Annotated in this window: 18 protein-coding genes, 1 tRNA gene and 2 pseudogenes; 9 read left to right on the top strand and 12 right to left on the bottom strand. The window is 63.5% G+C overall.

The features are described from left to right. Window positions 1–25: 25 nt before the first annotated feature. The 3 genes from typA to N7E70_RS05575 all read right to left on the bottom strand — a co-directional run bounded on the left by typA (window position 26) and on the right by N7E70_RS05575 (window position 5,021). Complete coding sequence (gene typA, locus N7E70_RS05585) at window positions 26–1,855, bottom strand: translational GTPase TypA (protein WP_067956499.1); 1,830 nt, start codon at window positions 1,853–1,855, stop codon at window positions 26–28. A 132-nt stretch (window positions 1,856–1,987) separates the two neighbouring features. After that, a complete protein-coding gene (locus tag N7E70_RS05580) occupies window positions 1,988–2,947 on the bottom strand; it encodes a small ribosomal subunit Rsm22 family protein (protein WP_067956497.1) in 960 nt (319 codons plus the stop codon). Window positions 2,948–2,966: 19 nt separating this feature from the next. Then, window positions 2,967–5,021, bottom strand: a complete 2,055-nt coding sequence (locus N7E70_RS05575) for a M3 family metallopeptidase (RefSeq protein ID WP_154386224.1) — start codon at window positions 5,019–5,021, stop codon at window positions 2,967–2,969. A gap of 130 nt (window positions 5,022–5,151) precedes the next feature. Between N7E70_RS05575 and N7E70_RS05570 the strand changes: the two genes are divergently transcribed. Both N7E70_RS05570 and N7E70_RS05565 read left to right on the top strand, forming a co-directional pair. After that, a complete protein-coding gene (locus N7E70_RS05570) occupies window positions 5,152–5,628 on the top strand; it encodes a MarR family winged helix-turn-helix transcriptional regulator (protein WP_067956493.1) in 477 nt (158 codons plus the stop codon). Beyond that, on the top strand, window positions 5,625–6,881 hold the full coding sequence (locus N7E70_RS05565; RefSeq protein WP_067956491.1) for a multidrug effflux MFS transporter: 1,257 nt from the start codon (window positions 5,625–5,627) through the stop codon (window positions 6,879–6,881). Before N7E70_RS05570 ends, N7E70_RS05565 begins: the two co-directional genes overlap by 4 nt. Before the next feature lie 80 nt (window positions 6,882–6,961). Here the strand turns inward: N7E70_RS05565 and N7E70_RS05560 are convergent, their stop codons facing one another. Genes N7E70_RS05560 through N7E70_RS05540 form a run of 5 tightly spaced genes read right to left on the bottom strand, consistent with a single transcriptional unit; the run spans window position 6,962 to window position 9,542 of the window. Next, entirely contained in the window at window positions 6,962–7,366 is a 405-nt protein-coding gene (locus N7E70_RS05560; protein WP_067956490.1) for a nuclear transport factor 2 family protein, read from the bottom strand. Between the two features lie 43 nt (window positions 7,367–7,409). After that, window positions 7,410–8,162 (bottom strand): DUF429 domain-containing protein, encoded by a 753-nt coding sequence (locus N7E70_RS05555; protein WP_067956488.1) that lies wholly within the window; start codon window positions 8,160–8,162, stop codon window positions 7,410–7,412. Further along, on the bottom strand, window positions 8,159–9,061 hold the full coding sequence (pdxY, locus tag N7E70_RS05550; protein WP_067956485.1) for a pyridoxal kinase PdxY: 903 nt from the start codon (window positions 9,059–9,061) through the stop codon (window positions 8,159–8,161). The genes N7E70_RS05555 and pdxY overlap by 4 nt, the downstream gene beginning before the upstream one ends. Then, complete coding sequence (locus tag N7E70_RS05545) at window positions 9,061–9,282, bottom strand: hypothetical protein (RefSeq protein WP_154386225.1); 222 nt, start codon at window positions 9,280–9,282, stop codon at window positions 9,061–9,063. Before N7E70_RS05545 ends, pdxY begins: the two co-directional genes overlap by 1 nt. 2 nt (window positions 9,283–9,284) lie before the next feature. Further along, on the bottom strand, window positions 9,285–9,542 hold the full coding sequence (locus tag N7E70_RS05540) for a hypothetical protein (RefSeq protein WP_067956482.1): 258 nt from the start codon (window positions 9,540–9,542) through the stop codon (window positions 9,285–9,287). 101 nt (window positions 9,543–9,643) lie between these two features. On the opposite strand from N7E70_RS05540, the gene N7E70_RS05535 reads away from it, so the two are divergent. The 5 genes from N7E70_RS05535 to ppa all read left to right on the top strand — a co-directional run bounded on the left by N7E70_RS05535 (window position 9,644) and on the right by ppa (window position 13,242). Continuing rightward, window positions 9,644–10,279 (top strand): LemA family protein, encoded by a 636-nt coding sequence (locus N7E70_RS05535; RefSeq protein ID WP_067956480.1) that lies wholly within the window; start codon window positions 9,644–9,646, stop codon window positions 10,277–10,279. A gap of 180 nt (window positions 10,280–10,459) precedes the next feature. Continuing rightward, window positions 10,460–11,320 (top strand): TPM domain-containing protein, encoded by an 861-nt coding sequence (locus N7E70_RS05530; protein ID WP_067956478.1) that lies wholly within the window; start codon window positions 10,460–10,462, stop codon window positions 11,318–11,320. A gap of 6 nt (window positions 11,321–11,326) precedes the next feature. Continuing rightward, complete coding sequence (locus N7E70_RS05525) at window positions 11,327–11,965, top strand: TPM domain-containing protein (RefSeq protein ID WP_067956476.1); 639 nt, start codon at window positions 11,327–11,329, stop codon at window positions 11,963–11,965. A 129-nt stretch (window positions 11,966–12,094) separates the two neighbouring features. Further along, on the top strand, window positions 12,095–12,601 hold the full coding sequence (locus tag N7E70_RS05520; RefSeq protein ID WP_067956474.1) for a GNAT family N-acetyltransferase: 507 nt from the start codon (window positions 12,095–12,097) through the stop codon (window positions 12,599–12,601). A 104-nt stretch (window positions 12,602–12,705) separates the two neighbouring features. After that, the gene (ppa, locus tag N7E70_RS05515; protein ID WP_067956472.1) at window positions 12,706–13,242 is read left to right on the top strand and encodes an inorganic diphosphatase; all 537 of its coding nucleotides are present in this window, start codon (window positions 12,706–12,708) and stop codon (window positions 13,240–13,242) included. 57 nt (window positions 13,243–13,299) lie between these two features. Here the strand turns inward: ppa and N7E70_RS05510 are convergent, their stop codons facing one another. From N7E70_RS05510 to N7E70_RS05500, 3 genes are all read right to left on the bottom strand, one after another. Further along, complete coding sequence (locus N7E70_RS05510; RefSeq protein ID WP_067956470.1) at window positions 13,300–13,908, bottom strand: hypothetical protein; 609 nt, start codon at window positions 13,906–13,908, stop codon at window positions 13,300–13,302. A gap of 95 nt (window positions 13,909–14,003) precedes the next feature. After that, window positions 14,004–14,318: a DUF167 family protein gene (locus N7E70_RS05505; protein WP_067956468.1), complete on the bottom strand. Its 315-nt coding sequence runs from the start codon at window positions 14,316–14,318 to the stop codon at window positions 14,004–14,006. A 9-nt stretch (window positions 14,319–14,327) separates the two neighbouring features. Next, a complete protein-coding gene (locus N7E70_RS05500) occupies window positions 14,328–14,618 on the bottom strand; it encodes a YggT family protein (RefSeq protein ID WP_067966013.1) in 291 nt (96 codons plus the stop codon). Between the two features lie 176 nt (window positions 14,619–14,794). Here N7E70_RS05500 and N7E70_RS05495 point away from each other — a divergent pair. Both N7E70_RS05495 and N7E70_RS05490 read left to right on the top strand, forming a co-directional pair. Further along, window positions 14,795–14,870 (top strand) — tRNA-Ala (locus N7E70_RS05495). A gap of 54 nt (window positions 14,871–14,924) precedes the next feature. Next, window positions 14,925–15,071 (top strand): annotated as a pseudogene (locus N7E70_RS05490) (IS481 family transposase); the annotation flags it as partial. Between the two features lie 226 nt (window positions 15,072–15,297). Here N7E70_RS05490 and N7E70_RS05485 read toward each other — a convergent pair. After that, window positions 15,298–16,585: pseudogene (locus N7E70_RS05485) on the bottom strand (IS110 family transposase). Window positions 16,586–16,720: the final 135 nt, after the last annotated feature.

Raw genomic sequence — 16,720 nt, 5'->3', positions numbered from 1 at the left:
GCCCTCTTGATTTGTGCCGCGTGGCTTATGCCGCGCCGGCGGTCTTCGACGACTTCTCGAAGCGCTTGCGCTCGTTCGGGTCGAGATAGAGCTTGCGCAGGCGGATGGTCTTCGGCGTCACTTCGACCAGTTCGTCGTCCTGGATCCAGGCGAGCGCGCGCTCGAGCGTCATGCGGATCGGCGGCGTCAGGCGCACTGCTTCATCCTTGCCGGCGGCGCGGATATTGGTCAGCTTCTTGCCCTTCAGCACGTTGACCTCGAGGTCGTTGTCGCGGCTGTGGATACCGATGATCATGCCCTGGTAGACCTTCACGCCGGCGTCGATGACCATCGGGCCGCGGTCTTCCAGGTTCCACATGGCGAATGCAACCGACTCACCCTGATCATTGGAGATCAGAACGCCGTTGGTGCGACCGGGCAGCTCGCCCTTGTAGCCCTGGTAGGAGTGGAACAGGCGGTTCATGACAGCCGTGCCACGCGTATCGGTGAGCAGTTCCGACTGGTAGCCGATCAGGCCGCGCGTCGGCGCATGGAACACCAGACGCTGGCGGTTGCCGCCTGAAGGACGCAACTCGACCATCTCGGCCTTGCGCTCCGACATCTTCTGGACGACGACGCCGGCATGCTCTTCATCAACGTCGATGACGACTTCTTCGACGGGCTCGAGCAGGTCGCCGTTCTCGTCCTTCTGCATGACGACACGCGGACGCGACACGGCAAGCTCGAAGCCCTCGCGGCGCATCGTTTCGATCAGCACGGCCAGCTGCAATTCGCCACGGCCGGAGACGTAGAACGAATCCTTGTCGGCCGATTCCTCGATCTTGAGGGCGACGTTGCCTTCGGCTTCCTTGAGCAGACGGTCGCGGATGACGCGGCTGGTGACCTTGTCACCTTCGGTGCCGGCCAGCGGCGAGTCGTTGACGATGAAGGACATGGTGACGGTCGGCGGATCGATCGGCTGCGCATGCAGCGGCTCGGTCACGGCCGGGTCGCAGAAGGTGTCGGCGACGGTTCCCTTGGAAAGGCCGGCGATGGCAACGATGTCGCCTGCCTGCGCTTCTTCGATCGGCTGACGCTCGAGACCACGAAAGGCGAGGATCTTGGAGACGCGGCCGGTTTCCAGCAGCGAACCGTCATGGTGCAGCACCTTGACCGGCTGGTTGGACTTCAGCGTGCCGGATTCGATGCGGCCGGTGATGATGCGACCGAGGAACGGGTTCGCCTCGAGAATGGTGCCGATCATGCGGAACGGGCCGGGGTGAACCGTCGGTGCCGGTACGTGCTTGAGCACGAGGTCGAACAGCGGCGCCAGGCCCTGGTCCTTCGGGCCTTCCGGATTCTCGGAAACCCAGCCATCGCGGCCCGAACCGTAGAGGATCGGGAAGTCGAGCTGTTCGTCGGTGGCGTCGAGGGCTGCGAACAGGTCGAACACCTCGTTGATGACTTCCTGATGGCGGCCATCAGGACGGTCGATCTTGTTGATGACGACGATCGGCTTCAGGCCGACCTTGAGCGCCTTGCCGACCACGAACTTGGTCTGCGGCATCGGGCCTTCGGCAGCGTCGACCAGAACAATCGCGCTGTCGACCATCGACAGGATGCGTTCGACCTCGCCGCCGAAATCGGCGTGGCCAGGGGTGTCGACGATGTTGATGCGGGTGTCCTTCCAGTCGACCGAAGTCGCCTTGGCCAGGATGGTGATGCCGCGTTCCTTTTCGAGATCGTTCGAATCCATCGCGCGCTCGGCGACGCGCTGGTTTTCACGGAACGAGCCGGATTGCTTGAGAAGCTGGTCGACGAGCGTGGTCTTGCCATGGTCGACGTGCGCGATGATCGCGATATTGCGGAGGTTCATATGTCTACTCGGGAGCGTTGCGGGCACTGCCTGTCGACGCGCCGCGTTTCGTGTGGCCGGGCTCATACAGCTTTTTTCGCAAATGCGAAAGGGGGGCAGGCAAATCGGCCGATTTTCTGCCCGCCGGTAAGCCTACAAGAAGTCGCCCCAGTCGGCCCGTCGTGCCGACCTGAACAGCTCGCCATCGCGCTTGGTCAAGAGCTTTTCCTCGATCGAGCCATTTTCCAGGCACAGTTTGAGCTGGACCTTGCCCGATCCGCCGCGCGCCGGCGCCAAGACCCGGGCGCGGAATGGTTCAGCCGGCATGCGCGACGCGGCCAGGAAAATGTACTTCTCGTCTTCCCACGGCACCTCGCCACGCTTGGTCAGCCGATGCAGCCGCGAGCGCGCCACGCGGCGCGAAAAATGGCACCAGTCGGGCTCGACGATCGGGCAGGCGTCGGCATGCGGACAAGGTGCAGTCAGATGTGCGCCGAGATCGATGAGGCGCTGTCGCACCGCCATCATGCGCTGCCAGCCGGCCGGCGTGCCGGGCTCGACCACGACAAGCAGGCCATCGGTGGCAGCCCACAGGCGCTCGACCAACGCGAGCCCCTCGGCCGGCGACAACTCGTCCAGCACATAGGCCAGCGTCACCAGATCGGCCTTGTCGGCCTCGAAGCTCTTGGCGGCATCCGCCACGCGCCAATCCACATGCGCAACGCCCGAATGCGCCGACAACGCAAGGCCAACCTTACGGATCGCCTGGCTTGCCTCGAGCATCGTCGCGGAATCGATGCTCGGCCAGCAGTCCGAAGCCGCCCAAAGTGCCGTGCCTGGACCGGCACCGACGTCGAGCAGGCTTTTCGGCGCAAAGTCAGGCATCAGCTCGGCGGCACTTTCGAGACTCGCCCTGACGGCCGCAAATGTCGCCGGCAGCCGCGTCGCCAGATAGGCGTTGGCGAACATCTCGTCCGACAGATGCAGTTTTCCATCGCGCAACTCGGCGCGATAGCGGCTCGACAAGGTGTCGGCAGCCCGCTGCAACTCGCCAAGCGGCACGCCTTCCAGCGCCCGGTCGACCGCCGCCCGCAATGCTGCCGGTAGTTCCATCGGCCTGCCCGTCCGCGGCCTAGACGAGGCCGCGCTTTTCCATCATCGCCTCCGGCGACGGCAACTTGCCGCGGAAGGCCTTGTAGAGTTCTTCCGGATCGGCCGAACCGCCTGCCGCATAGATGTGCTTGCGCAGCTTCTCGGCCATGCCGGGATTGAAGGCGTCGCCGGTTTCCTCGAAGGCGGCGAAGGCGTCGGCGTCGAGCACTTCCGACCACATGTAGGAGTAGTAGCCGGCCGAATAGCCCTCGCCCGAGAACACATGCAGGAAATGCGGCGTACGGTGACGCATGACGATCGCATCCGGCATGCCGAGCTTTTCCAGTGTCTCGGCTTCGAAGGCGGCGGGCTCCGTCGGTGCGTCCGGCCGGGCATGATAGGCCATGTCGACAAGCGCCGACGAAGCGAACTCGACGGTGGCAAAGCCGGCGCCGAAAGTCTTGGCAGCCAGCATCTTGTCGAGCAGAGCCTTGGGCATCGGCTTGCCGGTCTTGTAGTGCAGCGCATGCTTTTCCAGCACCGCCGGCACCGTCAGCCAGTGTTCGTAGAGTTGCGACGGCAATTCGACGAAGTCGCGGCTGACCGAGGTGCCCGCCACTGACGGCCAGGTGACATCGGTCAGCATGCCATGCAAAGCGTGGCCAAATTCATGGAACAGCGTCTTGGCCTCGTCGAGCGACAGCAGCGCCGGCTCGCCGGCCTTCGGCTTGGCGGAGTTCATGATGTTGTAGATGATCGGCGTCGAGCCCTTGCCCAGCCTGTAGCCTGACTGCAGCGCACTCATCCAGGCACCCGAACGCTTCGACTGGCGGGCAAAATAGTCGGCGAGGAAGAGCCCGCGCGTGCTGCCGTCGGCGTTGAACACCTCGAACACCCTGGCATCGGGATGCCAGGCGGCAACATCGGGCACTTCCTTGAAGGTGATGCCGAACAACCGCGTCGCGACATCGAAGCAGGCCTTGATGACGTTCTCGAGCTGGAGGTAGGGCTTCAGCTCGGCCTCGTCGAAGGCGTATTTCTCCGCCCGCAGCTTCTCCTGATAGAAGCGCCAGTCCCAGGCGGCGAGCTTGTCGTTGCTGCCGGCGGCCGCTGCAAGGCGCTGCAGTTCGGTCTCGTCGGCGGCGGCCTTCTCGCGCGCCTTGTTCCACACCGGCTCGAGCAGCTCCATCACCGCCTTGGGGGTCTTTGCCATGGTGTCGTCGAGCTTCAGCGCCGCATAGCTGTCATAGCCGAGCAGCCTGGCCTTTTCGGCGCGCAGGCTGAGCGTATCGCGCACAATGCTGGCATTGTCGGTCTCGCCACCTGTTTCGCCGCGTCCCGCAAAGGCCTTGAATGCCTTTTCGCGCAGGTCACGCCGCTCGGAGAACGTCGTGAACGGCTCATAGATCGAGCGTGACAAGGTGACGGCGTACTTACCCGTCTCGCCGCGCGCCTCGGCAGCCTGGCCCATCGCACCACGGACAAATTCCGGCAGGCCGTCGAGATCGCCTTCGTCGAGAAACAGCACCCATTCCCTCTCGTCGGCCAGAACGTTCTGGCCGAACTTGGCGCCAAGCGAGGCAAGCTCTTCCTGGATAGCGGCAAGCCGCTTCTTGCCCACCGGGTCGAGCTTGGCACCCGAACGGACGAAGCCTTTCCAGGTTTTTTCCAGCACCCTCAGCGTCTCAGGGTCTAGGCCGAGCGAAGCGCGGCGGGAGTAGAGATCGTCTATGCGTGCAAACAGCTTCTCGTTCATCGAGATCGCCGAGAAATGGCGAGCCATCTTCGGCGAGATCTCACGCTCCATCGCCTGGATCGCGTCATTGGTGTGGGCACCGGCGCGGCACCAGAAGATCGAGGACACGCGGTCGAGCGCATCACCTGCGAGCTCCATTGCTTCAAGCGTGTTGGCGACCGTCGCTTGTTCCGCATTGGCGGCAATCGCATCGATCTCGGCGGCGTGCGCGGCAAGCGCTGCATCAAACACCGGCCCGAAATCGCTGTCCTCGATCCTGGTGAAATCCGGCAGGCCGAGCGGCCCGGTCCAATGGGTCAGCGGATGACGCGCGAGATCGATGTTCTGGCTGGCGGACATGAATGGCTTCCTCGATTGGCATTCGGTTCGGACAGCCTCGATGTAGGGCCGGACCGGTAACTGCGCAACCGCATTGACTCGTCGCCTCACGTAAACTAAGTAACCCATATAATAAGGATTACTTACTAAAATGCCTGCCAGTCCGGAAACCGACACTTTCGGCTTCATCGTCAACGATCTCTCGCGCATCATCCGCGCCGAGATGGACCGCCGCACCACTGAAGCCGGCCTCGGCCTGACCACCGGCGAGGGCCGGGCGCTGCTCAATGTCAGCCGCACCGGTCCGATCAGGCAGACGGCATTGGCCGAGCGGCTGGGTGTCGAAGCGATGACCCTGAGCGGTCTTGTCGACCGGCTAGAAGCCAAGGGTTTCGTCGAGCGCCAGCCCGATCCGGCCGATCGCCGTGCCAAGCTGGTCACCCTCACCGAAGCCGGGTCCACCGTCGTCAGGCAGATCGAGCCGATCGCCGCCGCGATCCGAAGCGAGGCAGCGCTTGGCATCGATCCGGACGACTGGCAGCGCCTTCTCGTTTCACTGCGGGCAGCCCGCACCAACCTGCTCGCCACGCGCACCGAAGCGCTATCGGGCGAGGACACGGCGGCATGAACATGCGCACCGATATCAGCCAGGCGCTGGACCTTGTGGAAACCGCACCGATCATGAGCGAGCGCCGGGTGTCGCTGATCGGCGGCCTGATGGTTGCCATCGGCCCGATCTCGCTGGCGCTGTTCACGCCGGCCATGCCCGAGATCGTCCAGGCCTTCGGCACCACCGAAGCTGCAGTCAAGATGACGCTGTCGCTCTATTTCGGCGGTTTTGCCTTTGCCCAGCTCGTCTGTGGCCCGCTCTCCGACGGTTTTGGCCGCCGCCCGATCACGCTCGCCTTCATGGCGATCTATCTTGCCGCAAGCGTTCTGGCGCTGATGGCGCCGAACATCGAAACGCTCGTCGTCGCGCGCTTCCTGCAGGGCGTCGGCGCCGCCGTCGGTGTTTCGGTGGCGCGTGCCGTCGTTCGCGACGTCTTCACCCACGAACGCTCCGCCCGCATCATGAACATGATCGGCATCCTTTTGGCCCTCGGCCCGGCCATCGCGCCAACCCTCGGCGGCCTGACCATGGAGTTGTTCGGCTGGCATGCCATCTTCGTGGTGATGGTGCTGCTCGGCGTCGTCGTCATGCTGGTGGCGATCTTTGCCCTGCGCGAAACGGTGACGCGCGACCTCAGCCGCATCAGGCCGAAAGCCCTCGTTGCCTCCTACGGCTCGCTCTTCCGCAGCCCCTATTTCGTGCTCTGCTGCCTGGTCATCGCCGGCACGACCGGCGCGATCTACACCCAAGCGACCGTGCTGGCCTTCATTCTGATGGAGCGTGTCGGCCTCACGCCCACCCAGTTCGGCGTCGGCATGCTGATGCAGACCGCCAATTTCATGGCCGGCGCGATCGTCATGCGCATCTTCATGAAGCGTTTCGGCGCAGCAAGGATGGTGCCCGTCGGCCTGGTTTTCGTTGCCATCGGATCGATCGCCATGGCCATCCTGCTCAGGACCTATGAACCCAGCTTCCTGCTGGTCATGGTTCCGGTCGGCATCTACGCCTTCGGCATCGCCATGATCTCGCCGGCGATGATGACGGCGGCGATGGCGCCCTTCCCCGAAAATGCCGGGGCGGCATCCGCCATGATGGGCTTCTTCCAGATGGGCGCGGGAATGGTTGGCGGTGCAGCGGCGGCATTGATGGGTGACCCGGTCAATGCGCTCGCCACCGTGATCCCGATCATGGGCCTCCTTGCCATCCTGTCATGGCTGATCTGGCGCCGTCTGCCGGAGCCGTCGCTGATGGCACGGCTGAAGCAGGGCTAGAGCAGCAGCAGTTTTCCGTCCGGAATTGCGCAGGACATGGAGACAGAGAGCTTCCGCAACCGACGAAAAGCGGAAACGCCCTAGAAGCCGTCGCAATTCTCGCCGATCGTCATCTGCGTGTTGGCGACGATGAGGCCGTTCCTGGCGGTAAATGTCTCGCGCGTCGTCATGTCATTGTTGGGGAAGTCGTAGCAGGTACGCACCACGGTCGTTTCGCCCATTTCCGCTTCGATCTTGTGGCGGATCTTGGCGCCTTTCACGGCAACCTGCCATTCATCCATCGAGGCGATGAACTCCGCCTTGCTCTGGGTCACGCCAATATCGTCGAGCCGTATCGTCGCATTGTCGGCCAACAGTTGCGACAAGGTCGGACCATCCGCCTTGAGCAGCGCCTGATACCAACGGTCGACGATGCTCTCCTGCGCCACGGCGCCGGCAGCCACCAGCAGCGCCAGGACTGCTGCAATCGTACGAACGGGCAACATCGCACGCCTCCCTGTCGGACAGGAGAATTGTCGGACGAGAGCATTAAACCCAGATCGCGACCGGAATGCCATTGATATCGCGCCCGGGCGGCGACGGAAAGCTCATGGTCTCGCCGCGACGGTGCCGCTCGGCGATCAGCATCATCGCGCAGGCATCGAGGAAGTCGTCAGCAGCCGCACCGCGCGGCGCAGGCTGGTCGAGAAAGCCGCGGCCATGGCCGACGCGCGCCAGAAGCGTTTTCCGCTCCGCCATGCCGTCGGGATTGACGCGACCCTTGATCTTCTTCGGCAGTCTCATCGCCTGCCCGCCATTCAGCCGCCAGAACGCCACTTCGGGATGGGATTCGATCACGCGCTCACGCAGCTCCGGCCTCGAGATCATCAGCGCGTCGATCTCCCGTATCTTGGAAAATATGCCGAAGGCCTGGATCGAGACGCCGCGTGGCGGCTCAGAGGTCCTCATAGCGACCTCGCTCGACCGGCGATGCGCGGCGTACCAGGCCTCGAGGTCGGTGAACTCGGCCGCCTCGGCATGGACTGCCGCGCGCGACGGGATCGAAAACACGCTCGATTGCCGCTGACCGAGCAAAGGCCGCACCAGCATCTCGGGACCACGACCACCCTTGGTGGTGAAGTCAGGCAGGCCAATCGGCATGTCGACCGCCACCACCGCATCGTCTGGAATTGCCGCCAACAGCGCGTCGAAGCTGCCGAACACCTGAGCTCTCGTTCCGGCGTCGTCGCGGATCACCGCGACCCATCCGGCCTTGCAGCCGTCGACGCCGGCAACCGTCACGCCCCAGAATCCTGGCCGGGTTTCCGGCTCCGCGAGGGATGGATGAGCGTGCGCAGCTCGACCATCGCCATCGGATGCGACAGGCTTTGCGCATCGGTTTCGAGCTGCAGCTCGTCGCCGCCGCGCTTCGACGTGCGCGCCAGGATCTCGTAGACGGCGGCCGTGGTCGACTGCAGCGCCTTGGATGGCGTGTGCCCGGCCAGCAGTCGCGCCAGAAAGACGGCAGCACTCAGGTCGCCGAGCCCGTTCGGCGGGCGCTCGACCGTGCGGTGCTCGGCCAGCAGCGCCTGCGTCTGGGTGACCAGCAAATTGCCCGTGCCGTTGGCCATCATCGCCGGCGCCGAGGTGACCAGCATCGTTGCCGGCCCGAGCCCGAGGGCAGTCGCCATTGTCGAACGCATGTCGTCGGCCTTGGCACCCGCCAGCCATTCGAGCTCATAGCGATTGGGCGTGGCGATATCGGCCAAGGGCAGCAACCTGTCGCGAATGCCCGCGGCCAGCGTCTCGGCGACATAGAGCCCACCCTTGTCGCCGATGACGGGATCGCAAACATAGAGCGCCTTCGGATTTCTCACCTTCACCGTTTCGACCAGCGAGGCCACAGCTTCCACCTGGCCTGGCTCGCCGAGATAACCCGACAGCACCGCAGCGACTTCGCCGAGCCATGGCGCCCGTTCAAGATCGGCCATGAAGGCGGCGAATTGTTCTGTCGGCGGCACGATGCGCGTCGCGCGGCCATGGCCGGGATGCCACGGCAAGATCACCGTCGGTACGGCCCAGACCGGGTGGCCGAGCGTCTCCAGCGCAAACACCGCCGCGCGGTTGCCCACCGACCCGCGCGCGACATGGCTCGACACGACGATGACCGCGCGTGGCGCTCCGGACTGTTCAGTGCTCATCAGATTTTCACCAGTGCAATGTAAGACAACAACCAGAAGAAAAGCGCGATAGCCAACACAGCACCCAGCAGCATGTAGAGGCCATTGGGCGTCTCGCCTTCTTCTTTCGCAGCATATCTGTGGCGTGCGACAAACGAACGTCCGCCATGGTCGCTCTCACGCGACAGCCGTTTGAGGATGCGGCGAGATTGCGCCGGCCCCTCATCCTCACTGCCTGTCACCACTATCCGCCTCGAACCAGATAATTGATCAGCCACAGAACGAGGCCGATGGTCAGGAGAAAACCGAGGATGCGGCCGATGCGCGTGCCGATGTGCTCGATCGGATCGGCCTTGTCGACGTCGGCGGCGCCGAGATGATTGCGCATTTCGCTGGCCTTGCGCGCCACGAACGACGCGCCGCCAGGGTCGCTCTCGCGTGCTATGCGGTCGAGAATGCGGCGCGATTCCTTCTCGCCGTCGCTGTCTCTCGGTGACGCCATCGTCAAAAACTCCTGGCATCATCGCCAAATCGAACGCCGGTTTTCTCCGGGCGCGTTTGTGATAATGCTGTCGGATCAGTTGCTTTGTCGAGGACAAACAGATGCGCATGCAAGCTTCGCCGGCACTTCCTGCTTTCCGTCTGCTTCCGGCTTTCGTTGTTCTGGCGATCGTCATGCCGTTGCTGTCGGCCTGTGGCTACAACACCATCCCGACCCAGGAAGAGCAGGCGAAGGCGGCATGGAGCGAAGTGCTGAACCAGTACCAGCGCCGCGCCGACCTCATCCCCAACCTGGTCGAGACGGTGAAGGGTTATGCCTCGCATGAGAAGGACACGCTCGAAGGCGTCGTCGAGGCCCGCGCCAAGGCAACCCAGGTGACGGTGACGCCGGAAACGCTGACCGACCCCAACGCCTTCAAGGCTTTCCAGGACAACCAGGCCGGCCTGACCAGCGCGCTGTCACGCCTGCTCGCGGTTGTCGAGAACTACCCCGACCTCAAGGCCAACCAGAACTTCCTCGCTTTGCAGGCCCAGCTCGAAGGCACCGAAAACCGCATCGCCGTCGCCCGCCGCGACTACATCGAGACCGTTCGCATCTACAACACCTCGCTCAAGACCTTCCCCGCCATGATCTGGAACACGCTCTGGTTCCGCAACCAGCCGTTCCAGAACTTCACCGTCGCCGAAGATAAGCTCGAGGCGCCCAAGGTGAATTTCGGCACCGGCCAGGGCGGGTAATGACGGCGTCACGCGCCCAATGAAGTGGCGGAAATGACCTTGAGCGCAGGCGCCTGCACCCCCCCCTCTGGCCTGCCGGCCATCTCCCCCACAAGGGGGGAGATCAGCTGGCCGCGCAGGCTGCGCTCATTGCACATATCGAACGTCCAGCATGCCGGCCGACGCTGCCAATCTCCCCCCTTGCTGGGAAGATGGCCGGCAGGCCAGAGGCGGGTGCACAAGCACGTCCCTGCCCTTCTCGCATTGCTTCTGCTGTTGTTTGCGGCTCCCGTCCTCGCCGCCGAACTGCCCATCCTCACCGGCCGTGTCGTCGACGACGCCGGCATCATCGACGCCGCCACCGAAGCCGAGCTGGTCCAGAAACTCGCGGCCTTCGAGCAGAAATCCTCCGACCAGATCGTCGTCGCCACCATCCCCAGCCTCGACGGCGAGGAGATCGAGCCCTATGCCAACCGCCTGTTCCGCGCCTGGAAGCTCGGCCAGGCCGGCGAGGACAATGGCGTGCTGCTGATCGTGGCGCCCAACGACCGGCGCATGCGCATCGAAGTGGGTTACGGCCTGGAAGGTGTGCTCACCGACCTGCACACCAAGCTGATCATCGAGAACACCATGGTGCCGGCCTTCCGCGCCGGCGATTTTTCGGGCGGCATTTCCAAGGCGGTCGACGACATCGTCATGGTCGTCGAGGGCGATGGCGCCGAACTCGAGGCACGCGCCAAGCGCAATGAGCAGACCGGCGTTGCCGGCTGGAGCGAAGACGACATCATCTTTTTCGTCTTCATAGCGCTTTGGGCGACTCTTTTCTTTGGCGGCATGGCCATGGCCATCCTGCCGCGCATGTATGGCCGCAGGCTCGGACCCGGCCGCTACGAGTGGCTCGGCATGACCTTCAATTACAACCAGCGCTCCGGCTCGTCGTCATCAGGCGGCGGCTGGTCCTCGGGTAGCGGCGGCGGAGGCTGGTCGTCGGGCGGCGGTGGCGGCGGATTTTCCGGCGGGGGCGGGTCCTCCGGCGGCGGCGGTTCATCGGGGAGCTGGTAGAACGACATGACCCAGACCACGCTCCCCCCCAGCGATCACGGACGCATCGCCGCGGCCATCCGCGCCGCCGAAGCCCAGACCTCGGGCGAGATCTACTGCGTCGTCGCCCACCGCAGCGATGGCTACTTCTTTGCCGCGGCCTTCGCCGTCATCACGGGCATCCTGCTGGTCAGCCTCGCCGCCGCCTTCGCGCTCGAACACTGGTGGGTCGCCGTCCGGCTGCCGCATTTCGTCATCGTTCAGCTGCTGGCGGCGGCGGCTGCCTGCGCGCTGTTGTGGTGGCTGCCTGGCCTGCGCATCCGGCTCATCCCGCGCGGCCTGCTCTACCGCGCCGCCCACGCCAACGCGCTCAGGCAGTTCTTTGCCCGCAACGTGCATCTCACCACCGCACGCACCGGCGTGCTGATCTTCGTGTCGCTGGCCGAACGTTATGTCGAGGTCGTCGCCGACGCCGGCATCCACGCCAAGGTTCCGCAGGATGCCTGGGACGGCATCGTCCGCGACCTCACCGCGGAAGCGCGTGCCAACCGTCTCGCCGACGGTTTCGTTGCGGCCATCGCCACGGTCGGCACCCTGCTAGCCCGGCATTTCCCGGTGTCCTCAGCCGACGTCAACGAACTCGACGACCACCTCGTCGAGATCTGACCGCATAGCCCTGGTGAGTCCATTTGGACACACCTGCACCTGATCCTCGATCCGGATCATATGAAACGCCATTCCGGCTGCGTGCGGACTCTTTGCAACTGTCGCGGCGCGGTTTATGGTTAAGAAACTATGAACACGCTGACGATCGACATCAGGAAAGCCGAGCCCCGCGACGCGGATGCCATCGCCGAGGTGCATCACGAGGCCTGGCGCGGCGCCTATTCAGGCATCATCCCGCATCGTGCGCTGACCACCATGATCAACCGCCGCGGCGGCGAATGGTGGGCCAACGCCATCCGCCGCGCCGCAACCGTTCTGGTGATCGAGATCGGCGGCAAGATTGCCGGTTATGCCACGCTCGGCCGCAACCGCGCCCGTGAACTCAAGCAGCAGGGCGAGATCTACGAACTCTACCTCCGCCCCGAATGCCAGGGCATCGGCCTCGGCAGCCGCCTTTTCGCCGCCGCCCGCCAGCGCCTCGCCGACCACGGCCTCAAGGGCATGGTGGTCTGGGCGCTCGAGGAGAACGACAACGCGCTCGCCTTCTATTCCGGTGCCGGCGGCCGCGACATCGCCGAGGGCGTCGAGGTTTTCGACCACAAGGCGCTGAAGAAGGTCGCTTTCGTCTGGGAGTGATCCGGAAAGCAAGCCTTTCGTCGCAGTCTCCTGACATCAATATTGCATTGCACACGCGGCCCAAGGCGTTTATCGGGAGGCACCTTTAATTCTGGAGCTTCCCCATGCGCATCGATGCGATTTCGATCGGCAAGAATCCGCCTGAAGACGTCAACGTGATCGTCGAAGTGCCTGTCGGCGGCCAGCCGATCAAGTACGAGATGGACAAGGAAGCCGGCACGCTCGTCGTCGACCGCTTCCTCTACACCCCGATGCACTATCCGGGTAACTACGGCTTCGTGCCGCACACCCTTTCCGGCGACGGCGACCCGATCGACGTGCTGGTCTGCAACACCCGCCAGCTCATTCCCGGCTGCGTCATCAACGTGCGCCCGATCGGCGTGCTGGTCATGGAAGACAATGCCGGCCAGGACGAAAAGGTTATCGCCGTTCCGTCGCCCAAGCTGACCCGCCGCTACGAGAACGTCTTCAACCACACCGACCTGCCCGAGATCACGCTGCAGCAGATCGAGCACTTCTTCGGCCATTACAAGGATCTCGAGCCCGGCAAGTGGGTCAAGATCGGCGGCTGGCACGATGCGGCCTACGCCAAGAAGATGATCGTCGAGGCGATCGAACGCGCCAAGGCGCTGAAGGCCTGAGGCTTCTGTTTCAAGGTCAGTGAATACCGGGCGCGGTTCGGCAGTGCCGGCCGCGCCTCAATTCTTTGTCTTGCCTTCAGAATAGAACACCGGCATCGGATCGCCGACGAGCACCCTCTCGTCCGAGCCGCAGGCAAAATCGCGAGCCTGTTCGTCGGCGATCTTGCGCGCCAGCTCATTGGCCTTGGGTTCACCGGTCGCCAACACCAGCCCAACGACGCAGCCATCGGCCTTGCCCGGCTGCCCGACCTTCGCCACCACCAGCACCTCGATTTCCTTGTCGCCCTCGGCAGGTTCCGCCTGGACGTACCAGCGGCGGATGGTGGCGAACGGGACCACCTTGCCGTCATGGCTCGAAATGCGCCACTCGGCCTTGCCGGCACTTCTGTTGAACGTCTCGAAGCTCTGCCACGGGATGTCGACGAAATCGGCGGGCGGGAAACCGTAGAACACCGATTCCCTGAGATCGGCTGAAAACATCAGCACCGGATAGCCGCGATATCCCGGACAAACCATGTTGGCATAGTCGCCGTCATCTGCGCCGGCCTTGTCGAAGAGCACGCAGTCCGCCTCGGTGTTGGTCTCGACATAGGCGCTCGAGATCTCTTCCGCCACGGCCTGGTGCAACGGCATGGCAAGGGCCAAGGCAAATACAAGCTTCCGCATTCCGCGCTCCCCTCCGAACCTGCGATGCCCGCAACATCCTGCGCGCATGCAACCGGAGTATGTCGCGCCCGAGCCACGTTATCCAGAGCGCGGGCTCAGCGCCTGGCGAGCTCCATCATGAGCTTGGCCAGTTCGCCTGTGTTGCCTGCCACGCGAATGGTCTTCAGTCGCGAGGTTGCGCCGGCGACCACTTTTATGGAGTTTCTCGGAATGCCCAACTCGGCTGCGAGCAGCTTCTCAAGCGCTGCGTTGGCCTTGCCTTTTTCTGGCACGGCGCGCACCCGCGCCGCGAGATGGCAGCGTTCGTCGGCCGCCTGCTCAACACCTTCGACAGCATCCTTCGAGGAACGCGGCGTCAGCCTGACATAAAGCTCGACGCCGTCATCACGCTCCTTGAAGAAGCTGGCCACCACCAAAGGTCAGATGACGAGCGGAGCCACCGTGGTGAGGATGAACTGCCTGACGAAGAACAGCGCAAGCAGAAGCACGATCGGCGAAATGTCGATGCCGCCAAGGTCTGGCATCAGGCGACGGATCGGCCGTAGCGCCGGCTCGGTCAGCCGGAACAGCATATTGCCGATGGTGCCGACCACCTGGTTGCGCGGGTTGACCACGTTGAAAGCATAGAGCCAGGAGAAGATCGCCGAGGCGATGATGATCCACCAGTAGAGGTCGAGGGCCAGAACGATGGTCTGAATGAGGGCGAGCATGCCGATCTCCAATGAATTGCCGACATTTAGCCATTGCACGCCTGAGCGGCAAGTCCCGCCTGACAGACCGTGCGTTCCGCGACTGCCGCACCTGCCGGAATGTGATTTCGCCCCTACGTCAACTGCTCGCTTGACAGACGGCTTCGAGCGCCAATAAATGCGGCCATCCGCTGGACGGGGCTGTAGCTCAGCTGGGAGAGCGCGTCGTTCGCAATGACGAGGTCAGGAGTTCGATCCTCCTCAGCTCCACCAGCGGAATTCACCAAAATCCCGTCCTCAGGAGGCGAGGTGCTCGCCTGCCCCCCGCTGCGTCTCTTCGTTGCCATAGATCGAACGTCCAAGTTCGCCTATGCGCAATTGCACGAGACGGCGGGCAAGATGTTGATGGTCCAGTTCCTTCAGGATCTGATTGCGGCCGTGCCCTATGCCATCCACATCGTTCTAACCGACAACGTCCTAAGAGCGGAAGGAATTGAAGGGGACAGTCAAAGTCTCTCTGTGCGCCAGCATGCTCTTGCTGCATGGCGCTCGTCAAGCTGGGTGTTCGAACCAGGCGGCTTCCACTGGCAAAGGAAAAGGTCTCGTCCATAGCAAACACAGGGTACGCCTGGCGGCGGCCCTCACCGTCCTCAACACGAGCTACTGATCCAGGTGGAAGACCCGAACATTATCTACAGGGTCATCGCAAAGATGCCCTCACGGCCCTAGCTGACAGAGGTTCTTCCACCTGGCACCCGCCCCTCGACGAAGGGCCGGTAGTCGGAACCGCTCTTGATGACGGCGTGCACGACGCGCGCCATCTTGGCGGTAATTGCGGTCATCGCCTTGCGGCGCAGATCGGGATTGTCGCGATCGCGTGCGATGTAGCGTTCGAACTTGTGCCTGAAGCCATTCTCGCGCTGACGGATGGCCACTTGCCCGGCGATCCAGAGCGTTCGTCGCAGCCTAGCATTGCCAAACTTCGAGAGCCGGGTGTGCCCACGGTATTGACCGGACTGCTGCGTCGACAGGTCCAGCCCGCAGAACTTCAGAAACTGACGATGGTGCCGAAAGCGGCGCAGATCGCCAGCCTCGGCAATAATCGTCAGCGCATTGATGGGGCCAATGCCAGGGATCTGCCGCAGGAGCTGGTAATCCTGACTGTGCCGCAGCAGTTCATCAGCCTGCATCTCGATCTCATTGCGTTGCCTGATCAGGCTGCGCGCTTCGGCCACGACCATACGGAACATGCGAATGGCGGGGGCATCAAGGGGTAGAGGTAAACCGATTGAGGTCCGCGCTGTCTCGTAGATGTCCATGAGGAGCTGTGTCTTGCTCACCTTACGGCCGACGACATCCCAAGCCGCCTCGACGAACTCCTCCTTTGTCAGCCCCGTGACGCTGGCCGGCGTCGGAAAGGCATCGAGGAAGGCAAAGAACCAATCGCTGCGACTGTTCCCACGGAAACGATCGATCTCCGGAAAATACAGCGGCAGGTAATGCGTCAGGATGCGGTGCTGGATCTCGGTTTTGGCTTTTGCCACCGCCTCGTGCGTCTTCGACAGTTCCTGCATGTCATTGATGCCCGCGCGCAGCGGATCATGGAACGCTTGTGTTGTGTGGAGCCTGAGCATGTGCAGGATCACCTGCGCATCCTTCGGATCGTTCTTGTCCCAGCTGTTGTGCAGTGCTTCGCGTGTCCGCGCGAGGGCCAGCGATGACACCAGACGCAACTCGAAGCCAGCCTCGCCGAGGCGCCATGCAAGCGGGCGATGGTAGTTGCCGGTCGCTTCGAAGCCGCAGATCACCGGACGGCCATATGCCTGCAAGGCTTCTATGAGCCGGTCATGTTCTGAACGGGAATTGAGAACTGTCAGCCGCCGCCGGCGTCTGTGACCAGAGGCTTCGATGAGCACTTCGTTGCGCACCTTGGCGATATCGATCGCTACCAGCACTGCAGCGGCGGGTGTAGATTCCAGTTTGGTCATGGTCAGTCGCTCCAGAATGGGTTGTGAACAGACACATCCTAGAGACACTCTGACCGGCCATGACCGCCTCAGCCGGTGCGCGCCTGCAGCGAAGAGCTGCGCGCACCGACGTCTCGGCGACAGCCCAATCTTCCT

The sequence above is a fragment of the Aminobacter sp. NyZ550 genome, from assembly GCF_025628925.2.
Lineage (GTDB): Bacteria > Pseudomonadota > Alphaproteobacteria > Rhizobiales > Rhizobiaceae > Aminobacter > Aminobacter ciceronei.
This window is presented reverse-complemented; position numbering and strand designations above follow the sequence as displayed.